This window comes from Desulfonauticus autotrophicus (assembly GCF_055381725.1).
In genome coordinates this window covers 172,187-191,295 of the sequence record NZ_AP042395.1, presented here as the reverse complement: position 1 = coordinate 191,295, position 19,109 = coordinate 172,187, and the positions used below count along the sequence as shown (strand labels likewise).

The following is a 19,109-nucleotide window of genomic DNA, read 5'->3' as shown; positions in this document are numbered from 1 at the left end:
GCATAAACCAAAGAGGTATAAGAAATGGAAACCATTTTTAGTAAGTCAAGACCAGGCCGAAGAGGAGTTTGGCCCAAACCAGCTCAAAAAGAAGCTAAAAGCTATCTCCCAGAAAACCTTCTCCGCTCCCAAAGACCTAAGCTGCCAGAAGTAAGTGAACTGGATGTGGTTAGACATTACACTTTACTTTCTCGCAAAAATTTTGGGGTAGATAGCAATTTTTATCCCCTGGGCTCCTGCACCATGAAATATAATCCCAAATTTTTGGAAGAAGTTGCCAGTTTACCAGGATTTACCAAGCTCCATCCTCTTCTTCCTCAGCTAAAAAGTGCAGGGCACCACACCCAGGGAGCTCTAGAAATTTTGTATGAAACAGAAAGGTTACTCTGTGAAATCACAGGTATGGACGCCTTTACCCTGCAGCCCCTTGCTGGTGCGCACGGAGAGCTCACAGGAGTTATGCTTATTGCTGCCTATCACCAACACAAAGGCAATAAAAAAACCAAAATCATAGTGCCTGACTCTGCCCATGGCACCAATCCTGCCTCAGCAGCCATTGCTGGCTATAAGGTAGTAAGCATTAAATCCAAAGATGGCATTATTGACCCCAGGGCCCTGGAAGAGGTCCTGGATGAAGAAGTGGCTGGTCTGATGATGACCTGTCCCAATACCCTGGGACTTTTTGAAAACATCTTCCAGAAATAGTAAAACTCATTCACTCTGTGGATGGTCTACTTTACTATGATGGAGCCAATTTGAATGCTATTTTGGGTAAAATGCGAGTGGGAGATGTGGGCTTTGATGTGGTGCATCTAAACTTACACAAAACCTTTGCCACTCCTCACGGAGGAGGAGGACCTGGAGCAGGGCCTGTAGGAGTAAGTAAAAAACTGGAACCCTTCTTGCCCATCTCCAGAGTGGTCAAGCTGGAAGATGGTCAGTTTTTCCTCAATTACAACTATCCTCTTTCCATTGGTTATGTTGCTCCCTTTTATGGCAACTTTGGGGTTATTCTAAAGGCCTATGCCTATATTTTGCGTTTGGGTAGAGAGGGATTAATTAGAGTTTCTGAACACGCAGTACTAGCAGCCAATTACCTGCGCAAAAAATTGGAAGATTACCTGGAAATTCCTTATAACCGCACCTGTATGCACGAATTTGTGGCTTCAGCCGTAAAACAGGCTAAAAAGGGAGTAAGGGCACTAGATATTGCCAAGGCCCTTTTGGACAAAGGACATCACGCTCCTACAATTTACTTCCCTTTAATTGTTAAAGAATGCCTGATGATTGAACCCACAGAAACAGAAAGCAAAGAGACCCTGGACCGTTTTGTAGACGACCTTATTGACATCCTAAACACTGCAGAAAAGTATCCAGAGTATCTCTTGCAAGCACCCAGCAAAACCCCGGTAAGGCGTTTAGACGAAGTAAAGGCAGCCAGAAACATGGAGTTGGTGGAAAATGTATGATGTAGTGATTATTGGAGGAGGACCTGGTGGTTATGCTGCAGCCAAAGAAGCTGGCCTGCTGGGTTTGAAGACTGCCCTGGTGGAAAAAAAATACCTGGGTGGGACCTGTCTTAACTGGGGATGCATTCCCACCAAGCTTTTTTTAGGAGCTACTGAACCCATTGAAGCTATCCAGCATCTTAGCAGGCTAAGACTGGGTACAGGAGAGTTTTCTCCAAACCTGCCCAACTTATTAAAGAGAAGGGACACGCTAGTAAAGGCGACCCAAAAGGCCATTGCTGAGACCTTAAAAAAGCTGGAAGTAGACATCTATGAAGATGAAGGTTCTTTAATTGATGCCCAGACCATAAGTTTAAAAAATAGCGCCTCCACCCTAAAGGGCAAAAACATTATTCTGGCCACAGGCACCAAAGAAAGTGCCCTCCCAGGCCTTCAATTTGATGGTAAATACATTCTATCTTCCACTCAAGCCCTGGACTTAGAGTCTGTACCTTCCACTTTGGCCATTATTGGCAGTGGCCCCATAGGTTTAGAAATGGGAAGGTTCTTTTCCAGGCTGGGCAGTAAAATCATTTTAATTGAGGCCTTAAACCAACTGGCTCCCCTGGAAGACGAAGATATAGGCAAAGAACTGTTGAAAACGCTCAAAAAAGAAAAATGGGAAATCCATTTGGGCGTAAGGGCTGAAAAGATAGAAGTCCAGGGAGAAAAGGTTCTGCTTACACTTCCCCAAAAATCCATAGAAGCAGATGCCTGCCTGGTGGCAGTAGGACGCATACCCAACACTGCCCATCTGGGTCTGGAAAATATCCCCCTTAAACTCACGGAAAGAAAATTCATCCAGGTCAATGCCAAGCTCCAGGCAGCAGAAAACATCTGGGCTATTGGCGATATCAACGGCCTTTATTTGCTGGCCCATGCAGCCAGCGACCAGGGCGAATATGTGGCTAGGCTTATTGCAGGTAAAGAAACTAAAGACTACTTACCTCGCCTCGTACCTTCTTGTATTTATGGTTATCCAGAAATCATCCAGGTAGGAAAACGCGAAAAGGACTTAAACCAGGACTATAAGATTAGCAAAGCTTCCCTTCTGGCCAATCCCATTGTTCAGGCCAAAGGCGGTGGTTTAGGGTTTATTAAGGTATTGTGGGAAAAGGATAAAATAGTGGGCATATCAGCTATTGGCCCTATGGTCTCCCACCTCATTACCCTGGCTACTATTATTGTGGCCAACCAGTGGACCAGAGAAGAAGCCAGGAAATACATTTTTGCCCATCCCACTCTGGATGAAAGTTTGAGAGAGGCAATCCTGGGTTAGATGTTTTTGCGTGGCCCTTTTAGAAATAAACAGGACCTGGTTTTGGCTTCCAAATCCCCAAGGCGTCAGAGCTTACTGGCTTCCTTGGGGATACATTTTTATGTCCAGCCCAGCAAAGTAAAAGAGCCAAATCCTGAAGACTTTTCTACCCCTAAAGAATATGCCCAGGCAACAGCCCTCCTCAAAGCCCAGGAAGTAAGTAAAAGCTTTCCCCACCAAGCCATCTTAAGCGCTGATACCATTGTGGTTAAAGATAAAGAAATTTTGGGCAAACCCAGAGACTTTAAGCAGGCACTTGCTTTTTTAGAAAAGCTAGCTGGCACTTCCCATGAAGTAATTACTGGCGTGTGTCTTTTGTTTCAAAGGGAACAACGCATTTTTAGTGTAGAAACAGAAGTGATTATGGAAAAGTTTTCGCCAGAAATTTTAAAGGCCTATGTCTTAACCCGGGAACCAATGGATAAGGCTGGAGCCTACGGTATTCAGGGCATAGGTGGATTTTTAGTTAAAGAAATAAAGGGCTCCTATAGCAATGTGGTAGGGCTTCCCTTAACTGAAACCGTAAAAAATCTTTTAGAACTAGAAATAATTGGCCTGGAAGAAAATGAATAAACTCTTTTACCATTTAAACTTGTTTCTGGCCTCAGGTTTTTATCTGGGATTTTTCCCCAAATTCCCGGGAACTGTAGGCTCTTTTTTTACTCTACTTCTACTTTTGTGGTTAAAACCAACAAAGTTTGTTCTTGTCTTTGGCGTAATAATCGTGTTTTTCCTGGGTACCTGGGTAAGTAGCCAAATAGAAAAACATCTCTGCCAAAAGGATCCTTCTTTTGTGGTCATAGATGAAATAGGTGGACAACTGCTTACCTTTATCTTTGTGCCTTTAACCTGGACCAACCTGGGTTTAGGTTTTCTTCTGTTTAGGTTGCTGGATATTTTCAAGCCCTGGCCAGTAAAAGAAGGGGAAAAGCTGGCTGGTGGCTTAGGAATAATGGCTGATGACTACCTGGCCGGCTTTTTAGCTGCCCTGATTTTAAAGGCCTTAAACTATCTCTTCTAATGCAAACCCTTATTTTTGTAAGTATTATTTTTAGTGCTGGCTTTATTCAAGGACTTACAGGTTTTGGCTCTGTACTTATTTCCCTGCCCCTGCTCTGTTTTTTTTATCCACTAAAAACAGTAATTCCCCTGGTAAGCCTCTTTGCCCTGATTATAAACTCTACTTTGATGTGGAATTTGCGTAAGTATTTTTCCTTTAAAGCTGTTTCTCCTCTACTCTTAACCACTTTGCTAGGGCTTCCACTAGGAGTCTATCTTTTAAAAAGTCTTCCTTCCTTTTACCTGGAAGTTGCCCTGGGACTTATTCTCTTCTTTTATTCTCTCTATGGACTTTTTATCCGCCTGCCAGAACTAAACCTGGCTCCGCACTGGGCCTATCTCACAGGATTTTTAGCTGGCATACTGGGAGGAAGTTTGGGCACCAATGGTCCTCCAGTTATTGTTTATAGTTCCCTTTTACCCCTGCACAAAAATAAAATAAAATTTATCTTAACAGGTTATTTTTTCTTTGCTGGATTTGGCATAAGTACTATTCACCTGGCAACAGGACTTATCACCAGGGAAGTCTTATCCTTGTTTGTAAAAGGCATCTTCTTTCTCCTCTTAGGAGTATTTTCAGGAATACTTTTATATCAAAGGATTTCAACCCAAAGTTATAAAAAACTGGTCTTTATTTTACTCTTAGTTTTAAGCCTAGTGTTCAACTATAGATCGCTTAGCAAAATAGGAGTTTTCTAGTGAAAAATTACAACCCTAAAATGCACACTGCAGAGCACATTTTAAACCAAACCATGGACAGAATGTTTCAATGTGGCCGTTCCTTTAGGGCCCATATTGAAAAGAAAAAATCCAAGTGTGATTATAAGTTTTCCAGAATGCTTACAGAAAAGGAAATAGAAGAAGTAGAAAAACAGGTAAATCTTATTATCTCTAAAGACCTGCCTGTAAAAACCTATTTTTTGGATTTAGAAGAAGCCAGGAAACAAGTAGATACCAGTAAACTACCCAGTACTGCTAAAGACAAAATTAGAATAGTAAAAATAGGCGATTATGATCAGGCAGCCTGCATTGGCGAACATGTTGGTTCCACCAGAGAAATAGGTAAGTTTAAAATTAGCTCTGTTAGTTTTGACGCAGGAATTTTACGCATTCGTTTTAAATTAGAGGAAGAATAATGCTTTACTTGGGTGCGCACATGTCCATCCAGGGTGGTCTTAACAGGGCTATTGAAAGAATACAAAAGGTAAAAGGCACAGCCCTTCAAATCTTTTCCAAAAATCAAAGACAGTGGAAAATTCCTCCCTTAAAAGAGGAAGAAATTGAAACCTTTTTAAAAAAGCGTAAACAATGGGGAAACTATCCCATTGCCATTCACACCTCTTATCTGGTCAATCTGGCTAGCCCAGAAGCTTCCTTGCGTAAAAAATCTGTGGAAAACCTGAAAGAAGAAATCAAAAGGGCAACCTTACTTAAAATAGAATATATCATCACTCATCCTGGAAGCCACAGGCAAAAGGGACTGGATAAGGGCCTAGTTTTTTTAAAAGACTCCCTGCAAGAACTACTGGATTTTGCCAGCAAACTTGCCTATTCAGGGAAAATTCTTTTGGAAAACACCTGTGGTTCTGGCAGTCTTCTGGGAGGAAACCTGGAAGAGCTGGGACAGGTCTTAGAGGAGTTAAACTTTCCTTCTAATCTGGGCTGCTGTTTAGATAGTGCCCACCTCTTAGCTGCAGGTTATGATTTAAGTGCCAACTACCTGCTTACCCGCAAAAAAATAGACACTTCTTTAGGACTGGAAAACATCTATTTCTGGCATTTAAATGATAGTGAATACCCCCTGGGCAGCAAAAGGGATAAACACACTCACATTGGTCAGGGTTATATAGGGCTGGAAGGTTTTAAAAATATTTTAAATGATTCTGCTTTTATTCACTTACCCAAGGTCATAGAAACGCCCAAGGGTAAAGATGAAAGTCTGGATAAAGAAAATTTGCAAAGATTAAAAGAGCTTATCTCCTGCAAGACAAATTAAAAAAGTCAAAAAAATTAACCACACATAGCTAAGCACCAACAACAGCAAACATTCTTGAATTTTGCTTTTATCTGGCTTTGCTCCTGCCACACCCAGTACAGGTTTGACCTTTTCCTGGCCAAAGTAAATGGCCTTTCCTCCAAGTTCTACTCCCAACAAGTGCGCTGCCATGGCCATGGGCCAGCCCGCATTGGGGCTTTCGCTTTTATGGGCATCCTGATAAAAATTTTTGAAAACAATCCTTTTTTTAAGCAAAGTAAAACCAGCTAGATAAAACAAAAGAGCACTTATCCTGGCTGGCAAATAGGCCAAAATATCATCCAGCTTAGCTCCCCAAAAGCCAAGTTTTTGATAATAACCCTGTTTATATCCCCACATGGAATCCACAGTAGAAACAGCTTTATACATCCAGGCCAAAACCGGCCCTCCCAAGGCCAGATAAAAAAAAGGAGCCACCACTCCATCATTAAAGTTTTCTGCCAGGGTCTCTATCAAGGCCTTGTGCATATCTTCTGGCTGCATCTTTTCTGTGTCTCTACTGACCAGAAAACCAAGTTTTTTTCTGGCCAAAAGCTCATCTTTGGTCAGTAAATTATAAATCTTCAGGCCTTCTGTAAAAAGGGAACCAAAGGCCAGTACAGCATAGCCAAAATATAAATCAAAGAACCAGCCCAGGCCGGTCTTACCTAAAAGATAAACAATGCTGCCACTAAAAAAAACAACTCCCCAGGTCCCCAATCCACCCCAGAGTCTTAAGGCAGACCTTTTTTGCACTCGCGCTTCCCACCAGGCTAAAAATCTTCCCTGCAACCTTACTGGATGCCAGAGGTATTCTGGGTCCTTAAACAAAAAGTCTAAAAATAAAACTAATAATAAATAGGTAAACTTTTCCATCACCACTTTGCCCACTCAACTTAATCCGTGTGGCTATTTTAAATTTTGCTCAAAGGCAAACAGATTTTGTCAAAAGAATAATCCCCAAGACCTATTGACTGAATCTAAATTACGAATAATTCCAGGGAAGTACTATGAGGGTTTTGCAGTTCATCCTCCCTGTATACGGGGAAAACGAAACAGGCTCGTAAAGCTCTATCAAACCACTCGGTTCACCCCCGTGTTTACGGGGAACACCTCTTTATCCCACCTTTCCCAATCTCACTCATAAAACCATTCTCTTAAGCGCGAAAATTCTTCTTAGGAGAGAGACTCAATTGATGACAATAATTTCTTCTACATTAGCCATTACTTTTTATCCTTTATCTTAAATGAATTAACCTCCAACCTCACCTGTCGCTATTAAGCGCAGTGTAATAGCGAATCGGTATAATTATTAGGCGCTTTATTCTGCACTTAGATTTTTCAATATTTTCTTTGTTAAAGGTTCTTTGATTTCTTTATGCCGAGGAACAGCTTCAATAACCCCGGTCTTTGGATTAATCCATAGTGAGTGCGACGCACCTTACCTTTTAAGATAACACCCTGCTATGCGCAATTTTCTTTCTAAATCCTTGCGTTTCATGCAATTACAATCTTTTCCTGGATTGCATCTTCAGGTAATCCACGCAGAATATCCTCTGTTCGATCTTTGAGAATGAGTTCAATAGCTTGACGTAAATTCTCTTTTGCTTCATCTATTGTCTCTCCCTGTCCATTGGCACCTGGCACTTCAGGACAAATAGCCCAATACCCACCTTCGGGTGCAGGCTCTATAATTGCTGTAAACTCACCTTTCATGCCAAACCTCCAATTTATATTGGCCTAATCTCTAAACCCATTTGTCGCTATTAAGAACAGCAAATCGACGCGGTGGAGCTAATTGTTAGCTAAATTACTTTTCTCTTGCTTCAATAAGTACCTTGATAACTTCTGGATGTAAATTTTCCCCGCATAAAATAAAGGCACAAATCTTTCATTGCCTCTTTGGTATACCTGTGCCCCCTTTTGCTCTTAGCGAACAAAAATGAGTTTCAAACATTCTTTCAAAAGCCCAATATGTCAGCATCAAGGATGATTTTTTATAGAACTGTTCATTAAATCAATTAAATCTATTATTTTGAGTATACTTTATTTAACATTACCTAAAATAAACCATAAAAAAATATTCTACCAACCCAGGTTGAATTTTTCTAATATATTTAAAAAATAAAAAGGTGTCTAAAAATCTTTAGACACCTTCCAAAAAAAAATCTTTTATATATTCTATTTTAAACGTAAATAAATTTAACTATTTTTTCTTTGTTGGGATTTAATTCAAGATAATGGGTAGAGCAAGAAATACAAGGGTCATATGCTCTAACCAGCATACTCAAAAGCAGTTCTATCTCTTCCTCAGACTTGCCATTTAAAGTAGGAGCAAAGACATTAAAGTCTTCTTGAATATTGGCATGGTTCTGGTTGGTGGGGATAACACAATCTGCTTTTACAATTCTTCCCTGCTCATTGTATTCATAAGAGTGGAATAAAATACCTCTGGGCACTTCTACTGCACCTACTCCCTTTCCCCATCTGGGAGTTATTTTTATAGGAGCTTCTTGCTTAAGCCCTTTGCTTAGCAAACTATCAATAAGATAAATGGAATCTTCAGTGGAATGTACACATTCCACTAACTGAGCCAGAGTAATGTAAAAAGGATTGTGGCAGGGAGCTACCAATCCCAATTTAGAAGCTGCACTCTTGGCCTGGGAAGAAAGCAATTCATAGTTTAAGTTAAACCTGGCCAAAGCGCCCACCATATAAGAATCTTTTACATTTCTGGTCCACTTGGCAGTGGACTGAGGAATACAGTACTCGTTGGTAATCTGGTTATAAAAATTATTGGGTTTTCTCTCATCCAAGGAAGAACCAATTTCTCCCTGGTATAAGGCATACTCTCCATTGCTTACCAGAGCTATATATTCTGTAGGACGATTAAAAACAGGATACTTATCTTTAAGCGCGGCAAAAAGCTCCACCATTCTGGAAAGATTATTTAAGGACTTCTGCAATTTAAGTTTTAGTTCTTTTAATTCCTGAACAGAAGGAATGGCTTCCATCCCACCTGGGCACAAGCGTTGAGGATGTGTAGTACGACCACAAATGGTAGCACTAAACTCATTGGCCAGTTTTCTACATTCAATTATATTTACCAGTTCTTCTTTATGGGTTTCAGCCAGAGGAAACACAGAGTCTACGCCCAAAAGGTCCGGCAAAACCAGATAGCCAATATGCAAGAGATGGCTTTGCAGGTTTTCAGCATGCAAAGCTAATTTGCGCAAAATAAGGGTCTGCTCTGAGACCTGAACATTAAAGGCCTCTTCTGTAGCCTGAATAGAAGCCAATTGATGCCCAATAGAACAGATTCCACATATTCTAGAGACAATGTGGTGAATATCCTGATAGGGCCTTCCCACTACCATGGCTTCAAAAAAACGAGGCGCTTCTGGCACTTCCCAGGAACAACTTTCAATTTTTCCCTGCTTATCAATTTTAACCACAATATTGCCGTGGCCTTCTACCCTGGTTAAATACTTTACCTTTAAAGTCTTGTCCTTGGATTTTGGAGACTCTTTTGCTTCTACTTTTACCTTTTCTTTAGCCATTTTTTCACCTTTATCTAATTAAACTTTAAAAAGTGGCCCAAATAAAGTCTTAATCTATCTTCTACTTCCACCCAGCTAAAGCCATGTTCATCCATAACTTCTCTGGCTGCATCCAGGTTGGCACTGGGTGCAGGACCTCTACAGCCCCAGCACACGCTACCTCTACTGACACACACTCCTCCACAACCTGCTCTGGTAATAATACCCAAACACAACCTACCCCGCTCAAACTGGCAAATATTCCCTGCCTTTTTACATTCCACGCAAACCGGATAATCTGGAGGTGTGTACTTCTTGCCCAAAAGTAAACTTTTTACCACTTCTACAAACTCTTCTTTATCAATGGGGCAGCCGTGAATTTCTCCATCCACAGGTACTACTGCAGAAACAGGCCTGGCAGCATAGGTGGAATAATACCTTGCCCAGGGTCCATAGACCATATTTTTATATTCCTGCTCATTTAAAAAATTCTTTAAACAGTTTATGCCTCCAATAGTGGCACAGGCTCCCAAAGCTATTAAAATCTTGGCCCTGGAACGAATTTCCTTAATCCTTTCTTCATCTTCATACCTGGTAATAGAGCCTTCTACAAAAGCTATTTCATAATCATCACTATGACCTGTCTTTACTTCTCTAAAACTTACAATTTCCACATGAGAAGCAATATCTAAAATTCTCTCTTCCAGATTGGCTATTTGTAATTGATCTCCTTCACAGCCAGCAAAATCAAAAAAAGCAACTTTTGGCTTAGACATTTTTATCCCCTTTAAATAGCCTCTTCTAAAGAGGCAATTTCAGTATAACAAAAAACAGGACCATCAACACAACAGTTAATGCCATTTATTTGGCAATGGCCACATTTACCTAAGCCACACTTCATTCTTCTTTCTAAAGACACATATATTCTCTTTTCATCTATGCCTATTTTTTTACATTCATTGATGACAAATTTATACATTACAGGTGGCCCAACCATGGCCACATAGGTGCTTTCTGGCTCTATTTTTACCTTGGGCAGCAAAGTGGTGATAACGCCCACATTGCCTTTCCAGGTTTCATCCGGGCTATCCACTGTCTCCAATACTTCCACATCTGTTCTTTTTTTCATCTCTTCGATTTGATCTATAAAGATACGCTCTTTGGGATTTCTAGTGCCCACCAAAACCATTATCCGCCCATATTCATCTCTGTGCCTGAGCATATAGTTAAGCAAACTTCTTAAGGGAATAAAGCCCAGTCCTCCAGCCACAAAAAGTACATCCTGCCCCACAAACTTATGCATGGGAAAATAAGAACCATAAGGGCCTCTTACTCCTACTTTGGCTCCCACCTCCAGGTTATGCAGGGCTGTAGTAACGGTACCAATCTTACGCACAGCTATTTCAAAATGGTGATGATCACTTCTTGGAGGAGAAGTAATGGAAAAAGGGGCCTCTCCTATCCCAAATAGGGAAAGTTGAATAAACTGACCAGGGCGGTGGGCCAAAGGTTTGCCATTGTCTTGAGCAAACTCAAAAAGAGTTACAAAATCAGAAAGTTTTTTCTTGGCTTTTAGGGTTGCCACCCTGGGAACATAAGGAGAAAATTTATCTTTCATAACTTAGAGCCTCCCACAAAACATTGAAAACTTCCAGAGGATTAGCAATGCGAGCTGTGCACACTCGCACACACCGCCCACAACCAACACACCCCAATTCACCTAACATATCATAAATGTATTTTCCCTTGCGAAAATAGCGATGCCTATAACGCTCTGCTGCTCTTCCCCTAAAGTTGTGCCCGCCAGCAATCTTAGCAAAACTTTCCAACATGCACCCATCCCAGGTACGATAGCGTTTGCCTTTATTTAGTTTGTCGTCTACTTCGTCCAATATATCAAAACAATAACAAGTGGGGCAAATGAGGTTACAACTTCCACAAGCCAAACACTTTCTGGACTTTTCTGCCCACAAAAAAGAATCAAAACTCTTTTCCAAGACCCTGGGTACTTCCTCCCAGGAATATTTTAACCTGTTTTGTTTTTGCACAAGGGACACTATTTCTTGCTTCTTTCTCCTGGCCACTTCCCTTTCTGCAGAAGTAGCCTTATCTACCCTTCCATTGACAAAAAGGAGCTCTTCTCCCTTTTTAGAACCCACCTCTACCAGGAAGGTAGCTGGCCCAATCTTGGTCCAGAAAAGGTCAAAGCCAAAATCTACATTAAAAGCATTTACACTGCCCCAAAAGGCTTCTGGACACACCCTTAAAGGAGTAAGGCCCATAATTATGGTATTATCCCGACGCTGCCTGTAATTGACATCCACACTTCCCATATCCATCACCTGATCCAACTGATTTAGGGCCTTGATATCGTAGGGGTGCAGACCAAATAAAATCTGAGAGCTAGCTGTCAAAAGAGGTTTAGATTTATAGGTTTTTAAGTCAAATTCAATTAAGTCTTCTCGTGGAGGAAAAATAAAGCTCTTAGGAGGATTATAAAGGAGGTCATAATCAAAAGAAATCTCAGCCTCAGGGCTATATTCTTCCAAAAAGTAAAAGCCCTCTTTTTCCTGGGGGACAAAAAGCTTATACTTTTCCTGCCAACCAGCAAAGAGACCCTCTAACTGCTCTAAATAAACGATATAGTTACTCATCTCCCTCCCCACCTCATACTTTTTTACACATTTTGACCTTTTTTTTATATTTTTTAGTGAGAGTCAAATAAAAGAATATTTTCACAATCCCTCACGCTACCGCTAATTCCTTCATCAAAAAAATACCTCCTTTTACCACTTCTTTAAATCCATTTATGGAATAGTATCTTTTTCTTTTTTCTTTTTAGGAAAATAATGAAAGGTTTAATCTGACTCTAACTCAAAAAAAGACATCTTTTTCTTGACGAAAACCCTCATCTTTGATTTAAGTTTAGGCCAAAAGTTTTATCCCAAAAACCAAAAAAAGGAGTGGGTATGTTTAAAAAATGGTTTATTAGCTTAGCGGCTATTTTAGGTCTTGTTTTGAGTTTTAATTTGCCTGTATCGGCCAAAACTTTTCTGTCCTTTGGAGGTGGTCCTGTAGGTGGAACCTTCCAATATTTTGCCAATGGTATCTCTGTTTTTGTCCAAAAAAAGTATGCAGACATTGAAATTTCTGCAGAGGGCACAGGAGGCTCTACTGCCAATTTAAAACTTTTGGACAAGGGGGACATTGACTTTGGAATCGTTTATTCTGGAGACGCTTACCTGGGCAGAGTGGGTAAACTTCCCAAAGATACCAACCAATATACTAATGTCAGAGCCGTAGCCTACCTTTATGGCGCCCCTGCTCAGCTGGTAGTAAGGGCGGATTCAGGCATCAATTCTGCTCTGGATTTAAAAGGAAAAAGAGTAGCTGTAGGTAATGCAGGTTCTGGTGCAGCTACTGCTGCTGAAAGGTTTTTCAGACACATTGGAGTATGGGACAACTTCTCTCCTCAATTCCTGGGATATAGTGCTGCTGCAGCAGCCTTTAATGATGGTAAGATTGACGCCTTCTGGGTCTTTGCTGGCTATCCCACAGCTGCCATTATTGAAGCTGCTACTAGAGATAAAATCAAACTCATTGATGTTCATAAAGACGCTGAAAAAACAGGTTTTTACAAGGTTTATCCCTTTTATACCCCTTTAGAAATTCCAGCCAATACCTATTCTAACCAGACCAAACCAGTACTTTCCTTCCAGGATGCTGCTTACTGGTGTGCCAACCAAAATGTCCCTGAAGATGTAGTTTACCGCAGTGTAAAGGCCATTTACTCTCCAGAAGGTCTAAAACACATGGTAAACATCAAAAAGACAGCCAAAGAAATGTCCATAGAAAATGGTTTAAGGGGCGTTTCCATTCCTGTTCATCCTGGGGCAGCTAAATTCTGGAAAGAAATGGGCGTGAAAGTGCCTGATTTAAAGTAATTTAGAAATTATATTTGCTATTTTCTGACCAGGCTTGTATCTAAGCCTGGTCTTTTTTATCTAAAAATTTTCTTTTGTGGAGTAGATATGAGCGAAGAAAAATTGTTAGAACAGGACATCCAATTAGCTGAAGAACAAAAACAAGAACTAAAAAAAATCATCTCCAAAGAATCCAGAAGCGGAAGAAAATTAAAGGGTATTTGGCACATTATTGCCTCTATCCTAGGACTAATCATGGTCCTTCTTTATTTTTATTCTTCTGGAATCAGGCCCATTTCTGCCCAGTATAATCGTGGAATTTATGTACTTATAACTTACGTGATGATTTTCCTTTACTTTCCTTTCTGGAGAAAATCTAACCAAGAACGACCCACTTTTTTTGATATTTGTCTGGCCTTATTAGCTGCTTTTTGTGTTGGTTATTGGATGCTGGAATTTGAAAACCTAAACTATCGGGCAGGAGTATATACTCAATTAGATTTTATAGTTTCTATTATTGGCATACTCTTATCTCTAGAGGTTTGCAGAAGGGTCTTGGGCTGGTCCATGACCTTATGTGGTATATTCTTTTTAATCTATGGTCTTTATGGCCGCTATTTCCCCTCCCTTTTTGCCCACAGGGGCTTTAGCCTGGAAAGGCTCTCCACAGTTCTCTTTTTGGAACAAAACGGTATTTTTGGGGTTATGGCCAATGTTCTGGTGACTTATGTAATTCTTTTTATTTTCTTTGGGTCCTTTTTACAAAAATCTGGAGTGGGGAAATTTTTCATTGAATGGCCCCTGGCCCTGGCCGGTAAAACTGTAGGCGGGCCAGCCAAGGTTTCGGTGATTGCCTCTGCTTTTTTTGGCTCTGTATCTGGCTCAGCCATTGCCAATACAGTTTCCACAGGCACCTTTACCATTCCCTTGATGAAAAAGGCAGGGTTTAGACCCCATGTAGCTGGGGCCATTGAACCTGCTGCCTCTATTGGTGGAATGTTTATGCCTCCTATTATGGGTGCAGGTGGCTTTTTGATGGCAGAGCTTACCAATACTCCCTATGTAGAAATAATGAAAATGGCCATTTTTCCAGCTGTTCTCTACTTCCTTTCTGTACTTACCATGATCCATTTTGAAGCCAAAAAACACAATATTAAAGGCTTGGAAGAGGGAGAGTTACCCAAACCTGGAAAAATATTTAAAAAACACTGGTACAAATCTGTACCTCTAATAATTATCGTTGTAATGATGTTACTAGGTTATTCGCCTGGTAATTCTGCTTTCTGGGCCACCCTTTCCTGTATTATAATCAGTCAGTTTGACAAAGAGCATAGAATGGGCCTTAAGGAAATCTGGGAGGCCATTATTACTGGAGCTAAAAGCACTCTGGTTATTGGTGCTACAGTAGGAGTAATTGGTATAATCGTAGGTACCATTGCTCTTTCAGGTATAGGCTTAAAATTTTCAGATATCATCATCTCTCTTTCCAAAGGAAGTTTGCCCATTGCTATTTTGCTTATTGGTTTGGCTTCTTTAATTCTGGGCATGGGCGTACCAGTAACAGCTTCTTACCTTATTACTGCAGTGTTAGCTGTACCTGCCCTTACTGAAATCATGCAACAGATGCCCATCTGGCAGGGACACGACGCAACCATGGCCATAGCTGCTCACATGATTGTCTATTGGTTTAGCCAGGATTCCAATATTACGCCTCCTGTATGTGTAGCTGCCTATGCTGGAGCAGCCATTGCTGGAGCTGACCCCTGGAAAACAGGCTGGACTTCCTTTAAATTTGCCAAGTTGTTATATGTAGTACCTTTTCTTTTCGCTTATGTGCCAGGCATTTTGCTTGCTGGAAGCTGGTCTGAAATAGGTATGGCTTTTTTTAGTGCCACTGTAGGCACAATAGCCTTTTCTGCCCTTACCATGGGTTATTTAGTAAGAAATACTACTATTTTCGAATGGATTATCTTTGCTGTTGGCACTTTTCTCTGTTATCATCCTCACTTAAGTAGCGATATAATTGGTATTACTATTATTTTCCTGGTTTATCTCTGGCAACGCTATAAAAACAAAAAAGAAGGATTGGCTTAAAAAATAAGGAAGGATAGGAAGAAAACAAAAATCTTCCTATCCTTCCTTTAGCACTCCTATCTGTCTGTAGGCTTCATAGAGAATAATTCCTGCTGCAGTGGAAAGGTTTAAACTCCGCACCTTTCCCCAGAGAGGAATTCTTATGCGAAAAGGACTTTGGGCTAAAATATATTCAGGAAGACCTCTACTCTCTGGCCCAAAAACCAGTACATCCTTCTCAGTAAAAGAAAACTCTGTGTAAATTTCCCCCTGCCTGGCACTGGTAAACACCAGCCTTTTATCTGGAGCCTGGTTTTGATAAAAATCACTCCAGCTTTTCCACACTCTTAAGTTTAGATATTGCCAATAATCCAGGCCAGCCCTTTTCAAATATTTATCTTCTAGCTTAAAACCCAAAGGCTCTATTAGGTGTAAAGGAGTAGTGGTGGCAGCACACAGACGGGCAATATTGCCGGTATTGGGTGGGATTTCTGGCTCAAAAAGTACAATTTCCAAGGATAACTCTCTAAGGACAGGTGGTGGGCGGTCGGGGATTTGAACCCCGGACTTCCACCGTGTGAAGATGGCACTCTAACCACTGAGTTAACCGCCCTGATTAAAAAAAATTATCTTCACTCACCAGGGTAGTCAAGAATGATTTTTCCTCTCAATTACCCTGGTGAAAATTTTTTATCAATGTAAAAATTCTTTTAAAGCCAAATAATTACTGCCCATTTGTTCTACAATCTCCCGTACTTCTGGATTGGCCAGTTCTTGAACATAGTTTTTGATTTTCTTATTCTTTTGCAAGTAAAGGCGTAAAAAACCATAAAGGTCCTCTAATTCTTTTATTCTTTTAGCCCAGGATAATCCCTCTTTATAAACCAATTTTGAAGCCAAATAAGCGCCTAACAAGGAAAACCTATACCTGGCAGGCGTATCGGTTAAAATCCTTTTTTTATACCTGGATACCAGGACAAAAGGACAATATTCCAAGACCTGTTCCTGCAACAGGTCATCTGCACTCAAATCTCCCACCTTCTCGGTTAACAGAGAGGAAATAATATCACTTAATTCATTTATCTCTCTGGAAACTTCCAGACTTATTTTAGTCAAAAATTCCTTTTTACTTCGCAACTTGTATTCCCACAAAAGAAGCCTGGCTTCATCTCTGGCCCTTTTTCCCAAAATCTCTAATACTTCTTTTATATACTCATCCTTTAATTCCAAAAACTCCTGCTCATTTAAAATCAATCCCGCCAAAATTTCATAGGAAGAAGAAATAACCCCAGCTTTATTGGCTGAAGAGCCGTGAATGATTAATACGCCCTTTTCCTGTAATTTCTCCCTGGCTTCTGGAGAGATAAACAAATTGGCTCCTTCTATAATGGCCTGGGCTGAAGGTTTACCTTCAGGAGTCAAAAATTTTGCCCAGTTCTTAAGGTTAATGGTATCAGGCCTGCCTCCACAGGGTAAAAATACATCTGCCACTACTTTGTTATGTAGTTCATTACGGATTTTTACGCCTTCTGGAGTATCTGCTTTGACCAAAAAGGCTTCTTTAGACTTAAGCCTAGCAGGAGAGAACTCAGAGGTAGGCTTTTCCTCCTTTACCAGACGAAGTAGTTCTTCATGATCCAGGCCAGATGGGTCATAAAGACAACCATGCCCATCACTTAAAGACAATATCCTGGCCTTGCTACCGTAATTCTGGATAATCAACTTCAAGGCATTACCTGCCACATCTCCAGCAGGACCACCTGTAAGTTTTACACTAAACTCCTGTTCATAAGGATTGAGGCCCAGAAACTTTAAAACCTCTTCCATATACACCACCACGCCCAGGCTGGTAACTCCATACTGCTTGTGGTTTATGCCAGCTACAGGCTTAGAGCTCATAATGGCCTGGGGCCAGGAATATCCCTTTTCCCTGGCTCTCTGAACAATCCAGTTGATGTGTTTAGGAGATATATTTTCATCCGGACCCAAGTAAATAAGCTCATGTCTTTTTAGATAATCAACAATATTTTCTTTACAGGGAGAGTCTTTACTGGAAACAATAAGATCCAAAAGAGAATCAGCCATGGCTTTTACCGCCAAATCTATATCCCCTAAAGGATGAAGTAAAATAACTGCCTTGGAACCACCCTCAGGAATATCTTTATTTTTATATTGCTGGGCCAAAGCCAGCCCTCTCGCTTCATCAAATACCCGATGTAGCTCCATTTTGTAGTGTTCCAGGTTTTTGGTACGCACTACCCTTACTCCACCTCTGGCCATATCTCTATAGCGAATGTGAAAACCAATAAAAAACCTTCCATAAAAATAATAAATACCAAAGGGGATTTCTTCATCTTTAATAAAAGAAGCAAAAACCTTTGGATCCAAACGAAAACTAAGCCCAAAAAGGTTTTCAAAAAAATAATTGGTACGCAAGATATTCTTATAAAAAAGAAAAATGCTTTCAAAAACATTCTTGGCAATCTCATCAGTAAGTTCAGCCAAGCTCTTTTTTAGATTCAGCTCTCTTACGGCCATTAAGTCTTCTCTGGATTCTTCTTGAGGAGAAAAACGAGCATAAAAATAATCTACAAGCTCTTCTGTAATTTCTGGATAGGCTATCAGCTTGGCCTTTATCCTGGCCTGGGTATAGGCATAGGGGTCTATTTTCAAAAGATATTGATGGGCAAATTCACTACTGGCCTGTAAAAGAAAAACCTTTTTTACAGAAAAGTTTTTTTCCTGAGCAAACCATTCCAGTTCATCAGGGAAAAACCATTTTACCAAACTCAAATCCTCTTGTAGATTTAACAGGCAACTATCCTTTTCTAGTTCTTTAGCCGTACATTTTAAGTAGCAGCTTATAATCAAAGAGGTAATATCTTCTTCTCTATTGTAAAAAGTATCCAGGTAAAGCCTGTTTATATTTAAATTATGTCTAAAAAATATTTTTATAATCTCTAAAAGCAGACCATAGCTAGGCGGATTGTTCATGGCAATAGTTATACGGCTTTCTTCAGCATATACTTCCGGTTCTATATGTAAATATACCTCTTCTTTTCCTCTTAAATTTTTTAATATTTTAAAGTGTCTGGCAACCCTTCCTCTTTCCAGCCTGGTCAAGTATTCACTATTGGCACAGGAAATAAAAGAAGAAAACTCTTCTTTCTCTTCAGGCTTGATAATCTTCTCTTTAAAAAAATTGTCCAGTTCAAGATTTAGCTCTTCTTTTATTTCTAAATCTTCTACTTGTTTATAGGTTTGAAAAGTACTAAGACAGATACTTCCATCCAAAGAAGTATACATCCTGACCGTCTGAATCTTTTTTTCCTTAAAATCTTCTAAAATTTTTATTAAAGCACTTTTATTTTCTCCAGGAGTAATAAAGGTAAATCTGGTCCCACAGGGGCTCTCTAAAGAAATAATACCCTTATCCGTAGTGAGTCGGCCGGAAATAATGGCCAAAATATGTTTTTTTATCTCTTCTTCAGGGTGAAAGCGAAAATAATAGGGATGCATATTGGCAAAAAACCAAGGACTTATCTCCTCAGCCATAGAGCCTAAAATTTCTTTAATCTGAGGAGTGAGTGCACTTACTTCTAAAGTCATAGGACCTCCCTTGTTTTTTCTTACCCTAGTAACTCAAATTTTTCTCTGAGGTAAAGAAAATTTTTC

16 protein-coding genes, 1 tRNA gene and 1 pseudogene are annotated in these 19,109 nt (G+C 40.2%); 9 read left to right on the top strand and 9 right to left on the bottom strand.

Going from position 1 to position 19,109, the window contains the following annotated elements; all coding sequences use genetic code 11:
- The first annotated feature begins 24 nt into the window (after positions 1-24).
- The 7 genes and pseudogenes from gcvPB (at position 25) to ACZ42F_RS01100 (ending at position 5,881) form a co-directional block, all read left to right on the top strand.
- Positions 25-1,469: pseudogene (gene gcvPB, locus ACZ42F_RS01130) on the top strand (aminomethyl-transferring glycine dehydrogenase subunit GcvPB).
- Entirely contained in the window at positions 1,462-2,787 is a 1,326-nt protein-coding gene (locus tag ACZ42F_RS01125) for a dihydrolipoyl dehydrogenase family protein (protein WP_029969444.1), read from the top strand. Before gcvPB ends, ACZ42F_RS01125 begins: the two are co-directional and overlap by 8 nt.
- Entirely contained in the window at positions 2,788-3,399 is a 612-nt protein-coding gene (locus tag ACZ42F_RS01120) for a Maf family protein (protein WP_029969447.1), read from the top strand.
- Positions 3,392-3,847, top strand: coding sequence for a phosphatidylglycerophosphatase A family protein (locus ACZ42F_RS01115; protein ID WP_029969451.1), 456 nt, complete (start codon positions 3,392-3,394; stop codon positions 3,845-3,847). Before ACZ42F_RS01120 ends, ACZ42F_RS01115 begins: the two co-directional genes overlap by 8 nt.
- On the top strand, positions 3,847-4,584 hold the full coding sequence (locus tag ACZ42F_RS01110) for a sulfite exporter TauE/SafE family protein (RefSeq protein ID WP_029969454.1): 738 nt from the start codon (positions 3,847-3,849) through the stop codon (positions 4,582-4,584). Before ACZ42F_RS01115 ends, ACZ42F_RS01110 begins: the two co-directional genes overlap by 1 nt.
- Positions 4,584-5,021 (top strand): alanyl-tRNA editing protein, encoded by a 438-nt coding sequence (locus tag ACZ42F_RS01105; protein ID WP_464279430.1) that lies wholly within the window; start codon positions 4,584-4,586, stop codon positions 5,019-5,021. Before ACZ42F_RS01110 ends, ACZ42F_RS01105 begins: the two co-directional genes overlap by 1 nt.
- Positions 5,021-5,881 (top strand): deoxyribonuclease IV, encoded by an 861-nt coding sequence (locus ACZ42F_RS01100; RefSeq protein ID WP_464279429.1) that lies wholly within the window; start codon positions 5,021-5,023, stop codon positions 5,879-5,881. Before ACZ42F_RS01105 ends, ACZ42F_RS01100 begins: the two co-directional genes overlap by 1 nt.
- On the opposite strand, the gene cbiB is transcribed toward ACZ42F_RS01100, so the two are convergent.
- From cbiB to ACZ42F_RS01070, 6 genes are all read right to left on the bottom strand, one after another.
- Positions 5,849-6,790, bottom strand: coding sequence for an adenosylcobinamide-phosphate synthase CbiB (gene cbiB, locus ACZ42F_RS01095; protein WP_464279428.1), 942 nt, complete (start codon positions 6,788-6,790; stop codon positions 5,849-5,851). The two genes, ACZ42F_RS01100 and cbiB, sit on opposite strands and share 33 nt — an antisense overlap.
- Before the next feature lie 606 nt (positions 6,791-7,396).
- Positions 7,397-7,615: a type II toxin-antitoxin system HicB family antitoxin gene (locus tag ACZ42F_RS01090; RefSeq protein ID WP_029967204.1), complete on the bottom strand. Its 219-nt coding sequence runs from the start codon at positions 7,613-7,615 to the stop codon at positions 7,397-7,399.
- Between the two features lie 470 nt (positions 7,616-8,085).
- Complete coding sequence (locus ACZ42F_RS01085) at positions 8,086-9,459, bottom strand: Ni/Fe hydrogenase subunit alpha (RefSeq protein ID WP_464279427.1); 1,374 nt, start codon at positions 9,457-9,459, stop codon at positions 8,086-8,088.
- 14 nt (positions 9,460-9,473) lie between these two features.
- Complete coding sequence (locus ACZ42F_RS01080; protein WP_029967209.1) at positions 9,474-10,214, bottom strand: NADH-quinone oxidoreductase subunit B family protein; 741 nt, start codon at positions 10,212-10,214, stop codon at positions 9,474-9,476.
- An 11-nt stretch (positions 10,215-10,225) separates the two neighbouring features.
- Positions 10,226-11,056: an FAD/NAD(P)-binding protein gene (locus ACZ42F_RS01075; RefSeq protein WP_464279426.1), complete on the bottom strand. Its 831-nt coding sequence runs from the start codon at positions 11,054-11,056 to the stop codon at positions 10,226-10,228.
- Positions 11,046-12,092, bottom strand: a complete 1,047-nt coding sequence (locus ACZ42F_RS01070) for a 4Fe-4S dicluster domain-containing protein (RefSeq protein ID WP_464279425.1) — start codon at positions 12,090-12,092, stop codon at positions 11,046-11,048. Before ACZ42F_RS01070 ends, ACZ42F_RS01075 begins: the two co-directional genes overlap by 11 nt.
- A 315-nt stretch (positions 12,093-12,407) precedes the next feature.
- Here ACZ42F_RS01070 and ACZ42F_RS01065 point away from each other — a divergent pair, with 315 nt between their 5' ends.
- A complete protein-coding gene (locus ACZ42F_RS01065) occupies positions 12,408-13,382 on the top strand; it encodes a TAXI family TRAP transporter solute-binding subunit (RefSeq protein WP_464279424.1) in 975 nt (324 codons plus the stop codon).
- 87 nt (positions 13,383-13,469) lie between these two features.
- A complete protein-coding gene (locus tag ACZ42F_RS01060; RefSeq protein WP_464279423.1) occupies positions 13,470-15,455 on the top strand; it encodes a TRAP transporter permease in 1,986 nt (661 codons plus the stop codon).
- Between the two features lie 36 nt (positions 15,456-15,491).
- Here ACZ42F_RS01060 and ACZ42F_RS01055 read toward each other — a convergent pair whose 3' ends face one another.
- From ACZ42F_RS01055 to ACZ42F_RS01045, 3 genes are all read right to left on the bottom strand, one after another.
- A complete protein-coding gene (locus ACZ42F_RS01055; RefSeq protein WP_029967221.1) occupies positions 15,492-15,950 on the bottom strand; it encodes a tRNA (cytidine(34)-2'-O)-methyltransferase in 459 nt (152 codons plus the stop codon).
- A 21-nt stretch (positions 15,951-15,971) separates the two neighbouring features.
- Positions 15,972-16,047: transfer RNA gene (locus ACZ42F_RS01050), tRNA-Val, on the bottom strand.
- Between the two features lie 80 nt (positions 16,048-16,127).
- A complete protein-coding gene (locus ACZ42F_RS01045; RefSeq protein WP_464279422.1) occupies positions 16,128-19,043 on the bottom strand; it encodes an NAD-glutamate dehydrogenase domain-containing protein in 2,916 nt (971 codons plus the stop codon).
- Positions 19,044-19,109: the final 66 nt, after the last annotated feature.